General features: G+C 71.5%; 13 protein-coding genes. 1 reads left to right on the top strand and 12 read right to left on the bottom strand.

Annotated elements, in window-relative coordinates; translation table 11 throughout:
* Positions 1 to 41: 41 nt before the first annotated feature.
* Positions 42 to 587: a peptide deformylase gene (gene def / locus P3T29_RS07825; protein ID WP_280715579.1), complete on the bottom strand. Its 546-nt coding sequence runs from the start codon at positions 585 to 587 to the stop codon at positions 42 to 44.
* Between the two features lie 269 nt (positions 588 to 856).
* Here def and P3T29_RS07820 point away from each other — a divergent pair, with 269 nt between their 5' ends.
* The gene (locus P3T29_RS07820; RefSeq protein ID WP_280715578.1) at positions 857 to 1,369 is read left to right on the top strand and encodes a hypothetical protein; all 513 of its coding nucleotides are present in this window, start codon (positions 857 to 859) and stop codon (positions 1,367 to 1,369) included.
* 104 nt (positions 1,370 to 1,473) lie between these two features.
* Here P3T29_RS07820 and P3T29_RS07815 read toward each other — a convergent pair whose 3' ends face one another.
* The 11 genes from P3T29_RS07815 to carB form a co-directional block, all read right to left on the bottom strand.
* Complete coding sequence (locus P3T29_RS07815; RefSeq protein ID WP_280715577.1) at positions 1,474 to 3,540, bottom strand: primosomal protein N'; 2,067 nt, start codon at positions 3,538 to 3,540, stop codon at positions 1,474 to 1,476.
* 212 nt (positions 3,541 to 3,752) lie between these two features.
* Complete coding sequence (gene metK, locus P3T29_RS07810) at positions 3,753 to 4,961, bottom strand: methionine adenosyltransferase (RefSeq protein ID WP_280715576.1); 1,209 nt, start codon at positions 4,959 to 4,961, stop codon at positions 3,753 to 3,755.
* A gap of 153 nt (positions 4,962 to 5,114) precedes the next feature.
* Positions 5,115 to 6,353, bottom strand: coding sequence for a bifunctional phosphopantothenoylcysteine decarboxylase/phosphopantothenate--cysteine ligase CoaBC (gene coaBC, locus P3T29_RS07805; protein WP_280715575.1), 1,239 nt, complete (start codon positions 6,351 to 6,353; stop codon positions 5,115 to 5,117).
* Positions 6,354 to 6,491: 138 nt separating this feature from the next.
* A complete protein-coding gene (gene rpoZ, locus P3T29_RS07800) occupies positions 6,492 to 6,758 on the bottom strand; it encodes a DNA-directed RNA polymerase subunit omega (RefSeq protein ID WP_280715574.1) in 267 nt (88 codons plus the stop codon).
* Between the two features lie 88 nt (positions 6,759 to 6,846).
* The gene (gene gmk, locus P3T29_RS07795; protein ID WP_280715573.1) at positions 6,847 to 7,404 is read right to left on the bottom strand and encodes a guanylate kinase; all 558 of its coding nucleotides are present in this window, start codon (positions 7,402 to 7,404) and stop codon (positions 6,847 to 6,849) included.
* 60 nt (positions 7,405 to 7,464) lie between these two features.
* Positions 7,465 to 7,791 carry an integration host factor, actinobacterial type gene (gene mihF, locus P3T29_RS07790; RefSeq protein ID WP_280715572.1) on the bottom strand — a complete coding sequence of 109 codons (327 nt, stop codon included), beginning with the start codon at positions 7,789 to 7,791 and terminating at the stop codon, positions 7,465 to 7,467.
* A gap of 267 nt (positions 7,792 to 8,058) precedes the next feature.
* Complete coding sequence (gene pyrF / locus P3T29_RS07785) at positions 8,059 to 8,895, bottom strand: orotidine-5'-phosphate decarboxylase (protein WP_280715571.1); 837 nt, start codon at positions 8,893 to 8,895, stop codon at positions 8,059 to 8,061.
* A 9-nt stretch (positions 8,896 to 8,904) separates the two neighbouring features.
* The gene (locus tag P3T29_RS07780) at positions 8,905 to 9,864 is read right to left on the bottom strand and encodes a dihydroorotate dehydrogenase (protein ID WP_280715570.1); all 960 of its coding nucleotides are present in this window, start codon (positions 9,862 to 9,864) and stop codon (positions 8,905 to 8,907) included.
* Positions 9,864 to 10,718, bottom strand: a complete 855-nt coding sequence (locus tag P3T29_RS07775; protein ID WP_280715569.1) for a dihydroorotate dehydrogenase electron transfer subunit — start codon at positions 10,716 to 10,718, stop codon at positions 9,864 to 9,866. Before P3T29_RS07775 ends, P3T29_RS07780 begins: the two co-directional genes overlap by 1 nt.
* A 182-nt stretch (positions 10,719 to 10,900) precedes the next feature.
* Entirely contained in the window at positions 10,901 to 11,995 is a 1,095-nt protein-coding gene (locus tag P3T29_RS07770; protein WP_280715568.1) for a quinone-dependent dihydroorotate dehydrogenase, read from the bottom strand.
* A gap of 86 nt (positions 11,996 to 12,081) precedes the next feature.
* Positions 12,082 to 15,390, bottom strand: a complete 3,309-nt coding sequence (gene carB / locus P3T29_RS07765) for a carbamoyl-phosphate synthase large subunit (protein WP_280715567.1) — start codon at positions 15,388 to 15,390, stop codon at positions 12,082 to 12,084.

The following is a 15,390-nucleotide window of genomic DNA, read 5'->3' as shown; positions in this document are numbered from 1 at the left end:
GCAGGTCCTTCTCTTGGGAGTCTCAGGAGGCGGGGCTGGGGTCAGCGGGCGGAGCCGAAGGTGCTGTGCGGGGAGATCCTGACGGTCGGCACCAGCCCCTGCCCCCACTCCGCGTCGCGGATCGCCTTGAGCGCGGCCTTGCGCTGCTCGCGGTCGAGGCGGTCGATGAAGATGATGCCGTCCAGGTGGTCGGTCTCGTGCTGGATGCAGCGGGCGAGCAGCTCGGTGCCCTCGATTGTCACCGGGTCGCCGTGCATGTTGAAGCCCTTGGCCACCACGCCGTACGCGCGCTTGGTGTCGAAGCGCAGGCCGGGGAGCGAGAGGCAGCCCTCCGGACCGTCCTGCTCCTCGTCGGTGAGGCTGAGGTCGGGGTTGATCAGGTGACCGACCACGCCGTCCACGTTGTACGCGAACACCCGCAGCGAGACGCCGAGTTGGGGCGCGGCCAGGCCGGCACCGGGGGCGTCGAGCATGGTGTCGGTGAGGTCCTTGACGAGCGTGCGCAGTTCCTTGTCGAACGTGGTCACGGGCCGCGCGGAGGCGCGGAGCACCGGGTCGCCGAAGATCCGGATCGGCTGGATCGGCATGGCGGCGGACTCCTGTCGGCGGGGACTGGCGAAGGTGCACGTATTTTGCGAGAACTTGTGCGAGGCCGGAAGTACTTCCAAACCTGCGAATAGCGCTCAGCAGGCAGTCTATGCAATGCGGACCGCCCGTTCGGACGTACTTCTGGCATATCCCGTATCGGTCCGGCGCGTGACCCCGGCCCCTGGTCCGGCGTTGGTCAAGTGAGATTGACCCGGACGCCAGGGGCGTCCGGCACGGATTCACCGTACGGAGAGGTGGAACACCGGCCATGGCCGAGCAGATCAACCACGACGCCCGGGCGCGGGCCAGCCTGCACCTGCTGGTACGGGACATCGAGAGGGTGCGGCGCCAGGTCGACGCACTGCGCACGCTCACCGCCCAGCTGGGCAACGTCTACCGGCCCCGGCGGCCCAGCACCTCGGCGGGCTTCGTGGTGTACGGGCGGGCGCCCGCGCCGACGGTACGGCTGGCGCAGGAGCTGCGCGAGAGCGTGGAGACGCTGGTCGGCGCGGCGGTCGAGTTCGACCGCGCGCTCGGCTTCTCCTGGGACTCGGTCGGCTCGGCCCTCGGAGTCACCAAGCAGGCTGTGCACCGGCGTTACGGGATGCGCAGGCCCAGCTCAGAACTCCTGGCGGCCGGTCTCCCGGCCCCCGCCCTGCCGAGCCCCGCCCGGCCGGACCGGAGCGAGGAGCTACCCCCGGCTCCCTCACCCCTGGCCCGGACCGTCCCGGCCGCCCGCCAGGGCGGGCTGGAACGGCCGGGGGTACCCCTACGGGGCTGACCCCTGTGCGGGACTGGGCATCCCAGGGGCGCGGGGAACTGCGCGAAACCGCAAGCGACGGCGCCGCACATCCCGCCTCGCGCCCCCCGGGGGGAACTTCGCACTCAGCCGATGTCCGGCGGGTCGATCCGAACCTTCACCGGGTCCGGTGTCCGCAGCGCCACCCTGGCGATCTGCGCGGCCTTGAGCGCGGCGGCGAGCGCCGCGCCCTGGCCGGGCGCGACCCGGAGCAGCGCGCGCTCCAGCTCCACGCCCCGCCCGCCGGGTGCCGGGACGGGCCCGAGGATGTCCGTCCCCTCGGGCAGCCGGATCAGCGAGATGAGATCCGCCACGGCGTGCGGGGCTCCGGTGACGGAGGCCATCCGGGAGACCGGCGGGAAGTGCAGCTGGGCACGCTCCTCCAACTCGAGCGCAGCGTGCCCGGCCGGGTCCCAGCGGATCAGGGCCTGGACGGGACGGGCGGTCGGCTCGGCGACCACCACCACCGTGCCGCCCTCCGCCGCCGGGCGGACCAGCCCGGCCGCCGCCATCCAGAGCCGCAGCGCCTCCTCCCCGGCCCGCAGGTCGGGCCGGTTCAGCAGCGCCCAGCCGTCGAGCAGCAGCGCCGCCGCGTACCCGCCCTCGGCGACCGGCTCGGCGCCGGGCGTGGAGATCACCAGGGCCGGCTCACCGGACACGGCGGCCAGCACCGAATCCCGGCCGGAGGTCCGGACCGGCACCCGGGGGAACGCCTTGCCCAACTCCTCCGCCGTCCGCCGCGCGCCGACCACCTGCGCCCGCAGCCGGAACGACCCGCACTCACGGCAGTGCCACTCCGTCTCCGCCTGCCCGCACCACGAGCACTCCAGCGGCCCGCCCGAGGACCGCGCCTCCAGCGGCCCGACGCAGTGCCGGCAGCGGGCCGGCTCCCGGCAGCAGGCACACGCCAGCCTCGGCACGTACCCACGCCGTGGCACCTGGACCAGCACCGGCCCCTTGGTCAGCGCCTCACGCGCGGCCTCCCAGGCCGGGCCGGGCAGCCGGGCGGACTGCGCGGCTGCGTCCCGGGCCTGGTCCAGATCGGTCACGGTACGGACCCTCGGCGCGACCGCGCGCACCGTCTCCCGCTCGGCGGCCAGCGGCCGGGCCCAGCCCGTCCGCAGCAGCTGCGCCGCCTCCACCGTGACGGACAGCCCGCCGAGCAGCACGCCCGCGCCCTCCTCGGCGGCGCGCAGCAGCGCGACCTCGCGTACGTGCGGGTGCGGGGCGCGCGGGTCGCTGTGGTTGCCGTCGCCGTCCGACCAGACCACCACCAGCCCCAGGTCACGTACGGGCGCGAACATCGCCGCCCGGGTGCCGACCGCAGCCCGCACCGAACCCCGGCTGACGGCGAGCCAGTGCCGGTAGCGCTCCTTGGGCCCGAGATCCGCCGTCAACGCGGCATGCCGGCCGGGGCCGAGCAGCGCGGTGAGCGCCTCGTCGACCCGGCCGGCGGCCTTGCCGTCGGGGAGCACCACCAGAGCACCGCGCCCGCCCGCCAGCGTGGCGGCGACCGCACGCGCGATCTCGTCCGGCCAGGTCGGGCCGGGCAGCGCGGTCCAGACCGCGCGCGGCGCGCGACCGGCGGCGAGCGCCGCCAGGTAGTCGGGCCCCTGCGGGTAACGACTCCAACTGCCCGGCTCGGGGACGGCCGGCGGCGGCAGCGGCGCGGGGGACGGCTCCGCCTCCGCCTTGGCGTGCCGGGGCGGCACCGCGAGCTGCAGCACGTCAGCGAGCGAGCCCGCGTACCGGTCCGCGACCGTACGGCACAGGCGCAGCAGCGCCGGGGTCAGCACCGGCTCCGGCGAGAGCACCTGGGCGAGCGGGGCGAGCGGGCCCTTGTAGTCACTGTCCGCACGGCGCTCGACGATGAACCCGTCGTGCAGCTCCCCGCCCTCACGCCGCCCGGACGCGACCACCCTGGCCCCGAAGCGGACCCGGACCCGCACACCGGGCAGAGCCTCCTCCGCCATGGTGGCGGGGACGGCGTAGTCGAAGAACTGGTCGAGGTGGAGCAGCCCCTTGTCGACCACCACCCGGGCCACCGGCAGATGCTCGGCAGGCAGCGCGCCGCGCCACGTCCGGGGTTTGGCCTTACGGACCGTCTCCCGGATGAAGGCCAGCTGCTCCCCGGTGTCGTCTGCGCTGCTCATCGCCCCTAGTCGTACCAGATCCCACCGACACACAGGCACCCGGCCAGCCATGGCAAGGGGCGCGGGGAACTGCGCGAAACCGGAAGGCAACGGTCCGCACCCTCCCGCTCCACCGCAGCTCCCCGCGCCCCTGTCTGCGACTGATCTGCGAAGAAACGCCGAAGGCGGCGGTCACCCCCCGGGAGGGGTGCCCCGCCGCCCTCGGCCGGGGATCAGGCCCCCGCGGCCTTCTTCAGCTGCTCGGCGCGGTCGGTGCGCTCCCAGGTGAAGTCCGCGTCCTCGCGACCGAAGTGCCCGTACGCGGCGGTCTTCGCGTAGATCGGGCGCAGCAGGTCGAGGTCGCGGATGATCGCGGCGGGGCGGAGGTCGAAGACGTCGGTGACGGCCTTCTGGATGTCCAGGACGGGGACGGTCTCGGTGCCGAAGGTCTCGACGAACAGGCCGACGGGCTCGGCCTTGCCGATGGCGTAGGCGACCTGGACCTCGGCGCGGCGGGCCAGGCCGGCCGCGACGATGTTCTTGGCGACCCAGCGCATCGCGTACGCGGCGGAGCGGTCGACCTTGGACGGGTCCTTGCCGGAGAACGCGCCGCCGCCGTGGCGGGCCATGCCGCCGTACGTGTCGATGATGATCTTGCGGCCGGTCAGCCCGGCGTCGCCCATCGGGCCGCCGATCTCGAAACGACCGGTGGGGTTCACCAGCAGGCGGTAGCCCTCGGTGACCAGCTTGATGCCGTCGTCGGCCAGGCGCTTGAGCTCCGGCTCCACGACGAACTCGCGGATGTCCGGGGTCAGCAGCGAGTCCAGGTCGATGTCGCTGGCGTGCTGCGAGGAGACCACCACGGTGTCGAGGCGGACGGCCTTGTCACCGTCGTACTCGATGGTGACCTGGGTCTTGCCGTCCGGGCGCAGGTACGGGATGGTCCCGTTCTTGCGGACCTCGGAGAGACGCTTGGCCAGCCGGTGCGCCAGCGTGATCGGCAGCGGCATCAGCTCGGGGGTCTCGTCGCTGGCGTAGCCGAACATCAGGCCCTGGTCGCCCGCGCCCTGCTTGTCGAGGTCGTCCTCATCGCCCTCGACCCGGGCCTCGTACGCGGTGTCGACACCCTGCGCGATGTCGGGCGACTGCGCCCCGATGGACACCGAAACGCCGCAGGAGGCGCCGTCGAAGCCCTTCTTGGACGAGTCGTAGCCGATTTCGAGGATCTTGTCCCGGACCAGCTGCGCGATCGGCGCGTACGCCTTCGTCGTCACCTCACCGGCGATGTGCACCTGGCCGGTGGTGATCAGCGTCTCGACGGCGACCCGGGAAGTCGGGTCCTGCGTCAGCAGAGCGTCCAGGATGGTGTCGCTGATCTGGTCAGCGATCTTGTCGGGGTGACCCTCGGTCACGGACTCCGAAGTAAACAGGCGGCGAGACACAGCGCTCCCTGATGGTTGCAGCGGCTGCTGACTGAACACCCCGGAGGTCCCGGGGCATCCGGAAAGACTTGATGCCTGGAGTGTAACGGTCGGCTACCTTCTTATGGCACTGCTTCGATCAACTCGTGAGACGGAACACCCTGGTCCGGGCCCTCAGGCCAGTCGGCCGGCCACCGCGTCCCAGACCGCGTCGGCCAGTGATTCCTTTGGCCCGTCGGGAATCTCGACCTCCGGGCCGGTGCTGCTGAGCAGCACCGCAGCGTTGGTGTCCTGCCCGAACGCCTTACCGCCGCCCACTTCGTTGACGACCAGCAGATCGCAGCCCTTGCGGGCCAGTTTGGCGCGGCCGTTGGCCAGCACGTCGTCCGTCTCGGCCGCGAAGCCGACCACCAGCTGCCCGGGCCGGGCCCGGTGTGCGGAGATCTCGGCGAGGATGTCCGGATTGCGGACCAGCGCGACGGGCGCCGGGTCGACGCCGTCCACCTTCTTGATCTTGCCGGTGACGTACTCGGCGGGGCGGAAGTCCGCGACGGCGGCGGCCATCACCACCACGTCGGCCTCCGGCGCCGCCTTCAGCACCGCTTCGCGCAGCTCCAGCGCGGTCGAGACGTGCACCACGTCCACGCCCGCCGGGTCCGGCAGGGTGGCGTTGGCGGACAGCAGGGTGACCCTGGCGCCCCGGGCGGCGGCCGTGCCGGCGAGCGCATAACCCTGCTTGCCGGAGGAGTTGTTGCCGAGGTAGCGCACCGGGTCCAGCGGCTCCCGGGTGCCGCCGGCCGAGATCACCACGTGCCGGCCGGCCAGGTCGGCGGTCAGCCCGCCCCGGGCGAGCACCCGGCGGCAGGACTCGAAGATCGCGGACGGCTCGGGGAGCCGCCCCTTGCCGGTGTCCACGCCGGTGAGCCGCCCGACGGCGGGCTCCAGCACGATCGCGCCCCGGCGACGCAGCGTCGCCACGTTCTCCTGGGTGGCCGCGTTCTCCCACATCTCGGTGTGCATCGCGGGGGCGAAGACCACCGGACAGCGCGCGGTCAGCAGGGTGTTGGTGAGCAGGTCGTCGGCCATGCCGTGGGCGGCCTTGGCCATCAGGTCGGCGGTGGCGGGGGCGACCACGACCAGGTCCGCCTGCTGTCCGATCCGCACGTGCGGGACCTCGTGCACCCGCTCCCAGGTCTCGGTGGCGGCCGGACGGCCGGAGAGCGCGGCCCAGGTCGCCTCGCCGACGAAGTGCAGCGCGGCGGCCGTCGGGACGACGGTCACCTGATGCCCGGACTCGGTGAACCGCCGCAGCAGCTCGCACGCCTTGTACGCGGCGATTCCGCCGCTGACGCCGAGGACGACGCGCGGGGCGTCGGGGACGACAGGTGAGGCGCCGGGCCGGTCCGTACTCATGCTGGGTCCTTCTGCTCGGGTCGGTTCACCGCAACCCTACGGCGCATCAGACAGCAGTCGCACTGTGGCCAACAGCACAGCGGCAACACAGCGGAAAGGCCCGCCAGAAGGATTCTGACGGGCCTTTCCGGGACAGACTCAGGCGGCCTCGGTGGGCTCCGCGGTGAGCATGCCGGCGTTGATCTCGCGGAGTGCGATCGACAGCGGCTTCTCGTGCACGTGGGTGTCGACCAGCGGGCCGACGTACTCCAGGAGGCCCTCGCCGAGCTGCGAGTAGTACGCGTTGATCTGACGCGCGCGCTTGGCGGCGTAGATCACCAGGCTGTACTTCGAGTCGGTGGCCTCGAGCAGCTCATCGATCGGCGGGTTGATGATGCCCTCGGGCGCGGTCATGGAAGAGGACACGCGAAAACCTTCCGAAAAGGTGGCAAAGAAAGGATGCTGATCAGATCAGCACATGAAGTTCGACCGTAGTCAGCACAACATGATCTGGTCAGACTACACCCAACAGGGCCAGCAGCTCGTCCACTACCTGCTCGACCGAGCTGTTGACAAGGGTCACGTCGAATTCGGCCTCGGCAGCCAGCTCGACCTTCGCCGCCTCCAGCCGCTTCTCGATCACGTCCTGCGGCTCGGTACCCCGGCCGGTGAGCCGGCGGACCAGCTCGTCCCAGCTCGGCGGAGCCAGGAAGACCAGCAGCGCCTCGGGCATCGACTCGCGCACCTGACGGGCGCCCTGCAGATCGATCTCCAGCAGCACCGGGACGCCGTTCTCCAGCTTCTCCAGCACGGCCGCACGCGGCGTGCCGTACCGGTTGCCGGCGAACACGGCCCACTCCAGCAGTTCGCCGTTGGCGATCAGCTTGTCGAACTCGTCGTTGTCGACGAAGTAGTAGTGGACCCCGTGCTGCTCGCCCGGCCGCGGGCGGCGGGTGGTGGCCGACACGGAGAGCCATGCCTCGGGGTGCTGCTGCCTCATATGAACGACGACCGTGCTCTTGCCGACCCCCGAAGGGCCGGAGAGCACGGTCAGCCGCGGACGTTCACTCATGCACCGATTATCCCGGATCGCGGACGATCCGGGCACCACGGGGGCCGGTCCGGCGTCGGCTCAGGAGGCGGTGCTCCCGAACTCCCGCTCCAGCGAGGCGATCTGGTTGGTACCGAGGCCGCGAACCCGGCGGCTCTCGCTGATACCCAGACGCTCCATGATCTGCTTGGCGCGCACCTTGCCGACGCCCGGAAGGCTCTCCAGCAGGGCGGACACCTTCATCTTGCCGATGACCTCGTCGTCGGACTTGCCCGCCTTGATGACGTCATGGAGCGAGGCACCGGAGTGCTTCAGCTTGTCCTTGATGTCGGCGCGCTTCCGGCGAGCATCGGCAGCCTTGGCGAGCGCCGCGGTGCGCTGTTCAGGGGTAAGGGGCGGAAGAGCCACGCCGTTCACCTCAGGGTGTGGAAGGAAGGGATGAGCTATGACTGGGTACTGCCTGGGACACCGAAAACAGGGGAACCAAAACGGCTCTGACCTGCGAGAGCGACGATGTCCGCCGCCCTTCGATGACCTACCGCCGGACACTACCCAACTTGAGCCCCCGCGTCAGGAAAAGAACACGAAAAGTCCTGGTCAGCCGAGGCCGACCAGGACCTATCAGGGCAAATCAACCCTGGGCGAGCGGGGTTGATCCACCAAATGTGACGCCGCTCACCTTCCCAGCACGGCACCGATCTCGTCCACGAAGCGCGCCGAAGCCGCCCGAAGTGCCGCCACCGAGGGCCCGTGCTTGAGGATGTCGCGGCTCACGCTGGGCACCACGTCGCGCACCGCGTCGCCGAAGACCCGGGGCAGGTCCGCCGCCGTCGCGCCCTGCGCGCCGACGCCGGGGGCGAGCAGCGGGCCGTTGATCGCCAGGTCCACGCCGGCCTCGGCCAGCGTCGCGCCGACCACCGCGCCGAACGAGCCGAGCGGCTCGGCGCCCGCGTTCTCGGCCGCCAGGCTGCGCAGCACACCCTGGGCGACGCTCTCGCCGTTCGCGGCCACCGCGCGCTGCACCTCGGCACCCTCGGGGTTGGAGGTCAGCGCCAGCGCGAACACGCCGCAGCCGTTGGCCCGGGCCAGGTCGAGCGCGGGCCGCAGCGACCCGAAGCCCAGGTACGGGCTGACGGTGACGGCGTCCGAGAAGAGCGGGCTGCCCGGTGAGAGGAAGGTCTCGGCGTAGGCGGCCATGGTGGAGCCGATGTCGCCGCGCTTGGCGTCCATCAGCACCAGCGCGCCCGCCTCGCGGGCCTCGGCGACGGTCTGCTCCAGGACGGCGATGCCCCGGCTGCCGAAGCGCTCGAAGAAGGCGGCCTGCGGCTTGAGCACGGCGACCTCGCCCGCCAGCGCCTCGACCACGGTGCGGCTGAACTTCTCCAGCCCGGCCACGTCGTCGCTCAGGCCCCAGGCGGCCAGCAGGGAGGCGTGCGGGTCGATGCCGACGCACAGCTGACCACGGGTGTCGAGGGCGTGGCGCAGACGGGCACCGAAGGGAGCGAGGGTCATGACGGCCTTTCAGCGGGAGGGGGTGCGGTGGGCGAGCCCCACCACGTCGGTGAACTTGGCGAAGCCCCGGGCCGCCAGCTCGCTGCGCAGCTCGTCGAGGATGCGCAGCGGGGCGGCGGGGTCGTTGAACAGGGTGGTGCCGACGGCGAGACCGCCGGCGCCGGCGAGCGCGAACTCCAGGGCGTCCCGGCCGGTGCGGATGCCGCCCATCCCGATGATCGGCACCTCGGGGATGCGCCCGGCGGCCATCGCCGCGTACACCTGGTGAACGCAGCGCACGGCGATCGGCCGGACGGCGGGCCCGGAGAGCCCGCCGGTGCCGCCCGCGAGCGCGGGGCGCAGGGTGTCCAGGTCGATGGCCATCCCGAGCGAGGTGTTGATCATCGACAGCCCGTCGGCCCCGGCCGAGACGCAGGCGGCGGCGATCTCGGTGATCGAGGTCACGTCGGGCGAGAGCTTGGCGTACACCGGCAGGGCGGCGTCGGTGACCTCCCGGACGGCGCGGACCACGTCGTACGAGGTGGCCGGGTTGCAGGCGAAGACCTGACCCCGGTCGGCGACGTTGGGGCAGGAGATGTTGAGTTCGAGGCCGATCACGCCGGGCTGCCCGTTCAGCTGCTCGGCGACCTCCGCGTACTCCTCCAGCCGCTCCCCCGCGACCGAGACCAGCACCCGGGCGCCGCGCTCGGCGAGCCAGGGCAGCTCGTGCCGGACGAAGGCGGCGACGCCGGGGCCCTGCAGTCCGATCGCATTGAGCATCCCGGACGGCGTCTCGGCCATCCGGGGCGTGGCCAGGCCGGAGCGGGCGTACGGCATGATCGTCTTGGTGGTGACGGAACCCAGCTCGTCCAGCGGGACGAACTTGGCCAGCTCACGCCCGTACCCGGCGCAGCCGGAGGCGGTGGTGAGCGGGTTCGGCAGCGTCAGCGGGCCGAACGGGACGGTGAGGTCGATCTCCTGAGGGTCCATCAGCTCCGGACTCCCATCGCGGCGGCGCCTTCCAGATCGGGGGGCACGGTGCCGATGTCGTCCCAGCGGACCCGGGCGCCGTCGAAGACCGGGCCGTCGGTGCAGGAGCGGACGAAGCGGCTCACGCCGTCCTCGCCGACCACCGGCAGCACGCAGGTCATACAGATGCCGACGCCGCAGGCCATCGCCTCCTCCACCGAGGTGTGGCAGCGGGCGCCGAGGCCCAGCGCGATGGCGGAGACCTCGCGCAGCATCGGCATCGGACCACACGCGTGCACCACGGTCGCGTCGATCGCCTTGACGGCCTGGGCGAGCGGGTCGGTGACCCGGCCCTGCAGCCCGGCCGAGCCGTCCTCGGTGACCACCAGGACGTCCTGGGTGAGCGCCCGGGCCTGCTCGACCCCGAAGAGGCGGTCGGCCGTGGCCGCGCCCAGGATGAACCCGACCTGGCCGCCACGCCGCCGGATCTCCTCGCCGAGCCCGAACAGCGGCGCGCCGCCGTACCCGTCGGCCACCAGCAGCGCGCTGACGGGCCCGTCGGGCAGCGGGAACGGCGTACCGAGCGGAGCGATCAGGTCGAGCCGGTCGCCGGGCCTGGCCCGGGCGAGTTCCCTCGTCCCCTCCCCGCGCTCGGCGATCACCAGCTCGACCGTCCCGGCCTCGACATCGGCCCGGTGGATCGAGAAGGCCCGCCGCAGCAGCAGCGCGGAGTTCGGCCCGCCGACCGCCAGGGTCGCGAAGTGCCCCGGCCGGACCCGGGGAGCCGCCTCCGGGGCGCGCAGCACCAGCCGGTGGTAGCCGCCCTCGGTGCTGCGGGAGAGCACCTCGGCCTCGCTCTGGACTGGGTGGGCCATCTTGTTCACCTTTCGGCAGCCCTACGCGCTTGATTCCGAGCACTCTGACAAATCCGACCATCCCCTGTCACTTCGCCCTACCCCTCAAGAGGACGGGGTTCCCCCAGGGGGCGCGGGGAACTGCGCGAAATCGGAAGGCTCCGAGCCCGCACCGATGATCGGACAGCCAGTTGCACCGCCCCCTACTTCGCCGTGCCCACCGCCTCGGCGATGGTCTTGAAGCCGCTCGCCCGCAGGTGGGCCGAGAGGCCCTTGTGCATCCGCCGCATCCAGAACGGCCCCTCGTAGATGAAGGCGCTGTAGCCCTGCACGAGGTCGGCGCCGGCCAGGATCCGCTCCCAGGCGTCGTCGGCCGTCTCGATGCCACCGACGGCGATCAGCGTCAGCCGCCCCTCGGTGCGCGCCCGCAGCCGCTGCAGGACCTCCAGCGACCGCGCCTTGAGCGGGGCACCGGAGAGCCCGCCCATGCCGATCTCCTCGATCCGCGCCGAGGACTCCCGCAGGCCCTCGCGGCCGATCGTGGTGTTGGTTGCGATGATGCCGTCCAGGCCGAGGTGCAGGGCCATGTCGGCGATCTCGTCGATGTCCTCGTCGGCCAGGTCGGGGGCGATCTTCACCAGCAGCGGGACGTGGTGCGGCGCGGCCGCGTCGGCGGCCTTGCGGACGTCCCAGAGCAGCGGACCGAGGGTGGAGACGGCCTGGAGGTTGCGCAGCCCGGGGGTGTTCGGGGAGCTGACGTTGACGACCAGGTAGTCGGCGTGCGCGGCGAGCCGCTCGGTGCTCTTGACGTAGTCGGCGGTGGCGTCCGCCTCCTCGACCACCTTCGTCTTGCCGATGTTGACGCCGACCACCGGGGCCGAGGTGCTGGGCCGGCGGGCGGCCAGCCGGGCGGCGACCCGCTCGGAGCCCTGGTTGTTGAAGCCCATCCGGTTGATCAGCGCGCGGTCCTCGACCAGCCGGAACAGGCGCGGCGTCGGGTTGCCCGGCTGCGGCTCACCGGTGATGGTGCCGATCTCGACGAAGTCGAAGCCGAGCATCGACAGCCCGTCGATCCCGATGCCGTTCTTGTCGAAGCCCGCCCCGAGCCCGAACGGGCCGGGCAGGTCGAGGCCGAGGGCGGTGGTGCGCAGCGCGCGGTCCTGCGGCGCGAGCACCAGTCGTACGAGCTGCTTCAGCCCGGGCACGGAGGCGGCCAGCCGGATCCAGAAGAAGCCGAGGTGGTGGGCCTTCTCGGGGTCCATCTTCTTGAAGACGAGGTTGAACAGGAGCTTGTACAAGGGCGGTGGCCTTCCTCAACGAGCGACGAGCAACGAGCATGGGTGTGGGGGGCACCGTAACTCAGGTGCCCCCCACTGGAGTTGTGCTACTTGCGGCCGGCGTTGATCAGCGCCGCGTGCTCCTGGAGCGACATCACCCCGACCTCGCCGCGCAGCAGCGCGTCGATGCCCTGGACGGCCGCGCCCATCGCCTGGACGGTGGTCAGGCACGGCACGCCGCGCGAGACGGCGGCGGTACGGATCTCGTAGCCGTCGAGGCGGCCGCCCGTGCCGTACGGGGTGTTGATGATCAGGTCGACGTCGCCGTCGTGGATCAGCTGGACGATCGTCCGCTCGCCGTTCGGGCCCTCGCCCTCGCTGTGCTTGCGCACCACGGTGGACGGGATGCCGCCGCGCTGCAGCACCTCGGCGGTGCCGGAGGTGGCGAGCACCTCGAAGCCCAGCTCGACCAGCGCACGGGCCGGGAAGACCAGGTTGCGCTTGTCGCGGTTGGCGACCGAGACGAAGACCTTGCCCTTGGTCGGCAGCGCGCCGTACGCCCCGGACTGCGCCTTGGCGTACGCGGTGCCGAAGACGGTGTCGATGCCCATGACCTCACCGGTCGAGCGCATCTCCGGGCCGAGCACGGTGTCGACGCCGCGCCCGTAGATGTCGCGGAAGCGGCTCCACGGCATCACGGCCTCCTTGACGGAGATCGGGCAGTCGGCCGGCAGCGTGCCGCCGTCGCCCTCGGCCGGGAGCATGCCCTCGGCGCGCAGCTCGGCGATGGTCGCGCCGAGCGAAATCCGGGCGGCGGCCTTGGCCAGCGGGACGGCCGTCGCCTTGGAGGTGAACGGCACCGTCCGCGAGGCGCGCGGGTTGGCCTCCAGGACGTACAGGATGTCGCCGGACAGCGCGAACTGGATGTTGATCAGGCCGAGCACCCCGACGCCGCGCGCGATGGCCTCGGTGGAGGTCCGCAGCCGCTTGATGTCGTAGCCGCCGAGGGTGATCGGGGGCAGCGCGCAGGCCGAGTCGCCGGAGTGGATACCGGCCTCCTCGATGTGCTCCATCACGCCGCCGAGGTAGAGCTCGGTGCCGTCGAAGAGCGCGTCCACGTCGATCTCGACCGCGTCGTCCAGGAAGCGGTCGATCAGCACCGGGTGCTCGGAGATCAGACCGGCGTGCCGCTCCAGGTAGGAGGCGAGCGAGGGCTCGTCGTAGACGATCTCCATGCCGCGTCCGCCGAGCACGTAGCTCGGGCGGGCCAGTACCGGGTAGCCGATCTCGTCCGCGATCGCCTTGGCCTCCTCGAAGGAGAACGCCGTGCCGTGCTTGGGGGCCGGCAGGCCCGCGTCGCGCAGCACCCGGCCGAAGGCGCCGCGCTCCTCGGCGAGGTCGATCGCCTCGGGCTGGGTGCCGACGATCGGCACGCCGTTGTCCTTGAGCGCCTGCGCCAGGCCCAGCGGGGTCTGGCCGCCGAGCTGGACGATGACGCCCGCGAGCGGGCCCGCCTCCTGCTCGGCGTGCACGATCTCCAGCACGTCCTCGAGCGTGAGCGGCTCGAAGTAGAGCCGGTCGGAGGTGTCGTAGTCGGTGGAGACGGTCTCCGGGTTGCAGTTGACCATGACGGTCTCGTACCCGGCCTCGGCGAGCGCGAAGGAGGCGTGCACGCAGGAGTAGTCGAACTCGATGCCCTGGCCGATCCGGTTCGGGCCCGAGCCGAGGATGATCACGGCGGGCTTGGTGCGCGGCGCGACCTCGCTCTCCTCGTCGTAGGACGAGTAGAAGTACGGGGTCTTGGCGGCGAACTCGGCGGCACAGGTGTCGACCGTCTTGAAGACCGGGCGGATGCCGAGCGCGTGCCGGACCTCACGGACGACGTCCGGCTTCAGGCCCCGGATCTCGCCGATCTGCTGGTCGGAGAAGCCGTGCCGCTTGGCGTGGCGCAGCAGCTCGGGGTCGAGCTTGTCGGCCTCGGCGATCTCGGCGGCGATCTCGTCGATCAGGAAGAGCTGGTCGACGAACCACGGGTCGATCTTCGTGGACTCGAACACCTCCTCCTGGGTGGCGCCGGCCCGGATGGCCTGCATGACGGTGTTGATCCGGCCGTCGGTCGGGACCTGGGCCTTCGTCAGCAGCTCGTCCTTGTCGCCGGGCTCGCCGACCCAGGTGAACTGCGAGCCCTTCTTCTCCAGCGAGCGCAGCGCCTTGTTCAGCGCCTCGGGGAAGTTGCGGCCCATCGCCATCGCCTCGCCGACCGACTTCATGGTCGTGGTCAGCGTCGCATCGGCCGAAGGGAACTTCTCGAACGCGAAGCGCGGGACCTTGACGACCACGTAGTCGAGCGAGGGCTCGAAGGAGGCCGGGGTCTTCTCGGTGATGTCGTTGGGGATCTCGTCCAGCGTGTAGCCGACGGCCAGCTTCGCGGCGATCTTGGCGATCGGGAAGCCGGTGGCCTTCGACGCCAGCGCCGAGGAGCGGGAGACGCGCGGGTTCATCTCGATCACGATGATCCGGCCGTCGACCGGGTTGATCGCGAACTGGATGTTGCAGCCGCCGGTGTCGACGCCGACCTCGCGGATGATCGCGATGCCGATGTCACGGAGCGTCTGGTACTCACGGTCCGTCAGGGTCAGCGAGGGCGCGACGGTGATGGAGTCGCCGGTGTGCACGCCCATCGGGTCGAAGTTCTCGATGGAGCAGACGACCACGACGTTGTCGTTGCGGTCGCGCATCAGCTCCAGCTCGTACTCCTTCCAGCCGAGGATGGACTCCTCCAGGAGCACCTCGGTGGTCGGCGAGAGCGCCAGACCCTGGCCGGCGATCCGGCGCAGGTCCTCCTCGTCGTGGGCGAAGCCGGAGCCGGCGCCGCCCATGGTGAAGGAGGGCCGGACGACGACGGGGTAGCCGCCGAGGGTCTCGACGCCCGCCATGATCTCGTCCATGGTGTGGCAGATCACCGAGCGGGCGGACTCGCCGTGGCCGATCTTGGCGTGCACGGCCTCGACCACGCCCTTGAAGAGCTGGCGGTCCTCGCCCTTGTGGATCGCCTCGACGTTGGCGCCGATCAGCTCCACGTCGTACTTGGCGAGGGTGCCGTTCTCGTGCAGCGAGATCGCGGTGTTGAGCGCGGTCTGCCCGCCGAGGGTCGGCAGGAGCACGTCGGGGCGCTCCTTGGCGATGATCTTCTCGACGAACTCCGGGGTGATCGGCTCGACGTAGGTGGCGTCGGCGATCTCCGGGTCGGTCATGATCGTGGCGGGGTTGGAGTTCACCAGGATCACCCTCAGGCCCTCGGCACGCAGCACGCGGCAGGCCTGGGTGCCCGAGTAGTCGAACTCCGCCGCCTGGCCGATCACGATCGGGCCGGACCCGATGACCAGGACGGACTTGATGTCGGTGCGCTTCGGCAC

The organism is Kitasatospora sp. MAP5-34 (assembly GCF_029894335.1).
Taxonomy (GTDB): domain Bacteria; phylum Actinomycetota; class Actinomycetes; order Streptomycetales; family Streptomycetaceae; genus Kitasatospora.
The sequence above is the reverse complement of the archived record's forward strand: the minus strand, read 5'-3'. Positions and strand labels throughout refer to the sequence as shown.

What these genes read in the sequence shown, in the direction of transcription:
- P3T29_RS07815 (WP_280715577.1), bottom strand. Translation starts at nt 3,540, where the DNA reads ATGAGCAGCGCAGACGACACCGGGGAGCAGCTGGCCTTCATCCGGGAG.
- P3T29_RS07775 (WP_280715569.1), bottom strand. Translation starts at nt 10,718, where the DNA reads ATGGCCCACCCAGTCCAGAGCGAGGCCGAGGTGCTCTCCCGCAGCACC.
- def (WP_280715579.1), bottom strand. Translation starts at nt 587, where the DNA reads ATGCCGATCCAGCCGATCCGGATCTTCGGCGACCCGGTGCTCCGCGCC.
- P3T29_RS07820 (WP_280715578.1), top strand. Translation starts at nt 857, where the DNA reads ATGGCCGAGCAGATCAACCACGACGCCCGGGCGCGGGCCAGCCTGCAC.
- gmk (WP_280715573.1), bottom strand. Translation starts at nt 7,404, where the DNA reads ATGAGTGAACGTCCGCGGCTGACCGTGCTCTCCGGCCCTTCGGGGGTC.
- coaBC (WP_280715575.1), bottom strand. Translation starts at nt 6,353, where the DNA reads ATGAGTACGGACCGGCCCGGCGCCTCACCTGTCGTCCCCGACGCCCCG.
- pyrF (WP_280715571.1), bottom strand. Translation starts at nt 8,895, where the DNA reads ATGACCCTCGCTCCCTTCGGTGCCCGTCTGCGCCACGCCCTCGACACC.
- P3T29_RS07780 (WP_280715570.1), bottom strand. Translation starts at nt 9,864, where the DNA reads ATGGACCCTCAGGAGATCGACCTCACCGTCCCGTTCGGCCCGCTGACG.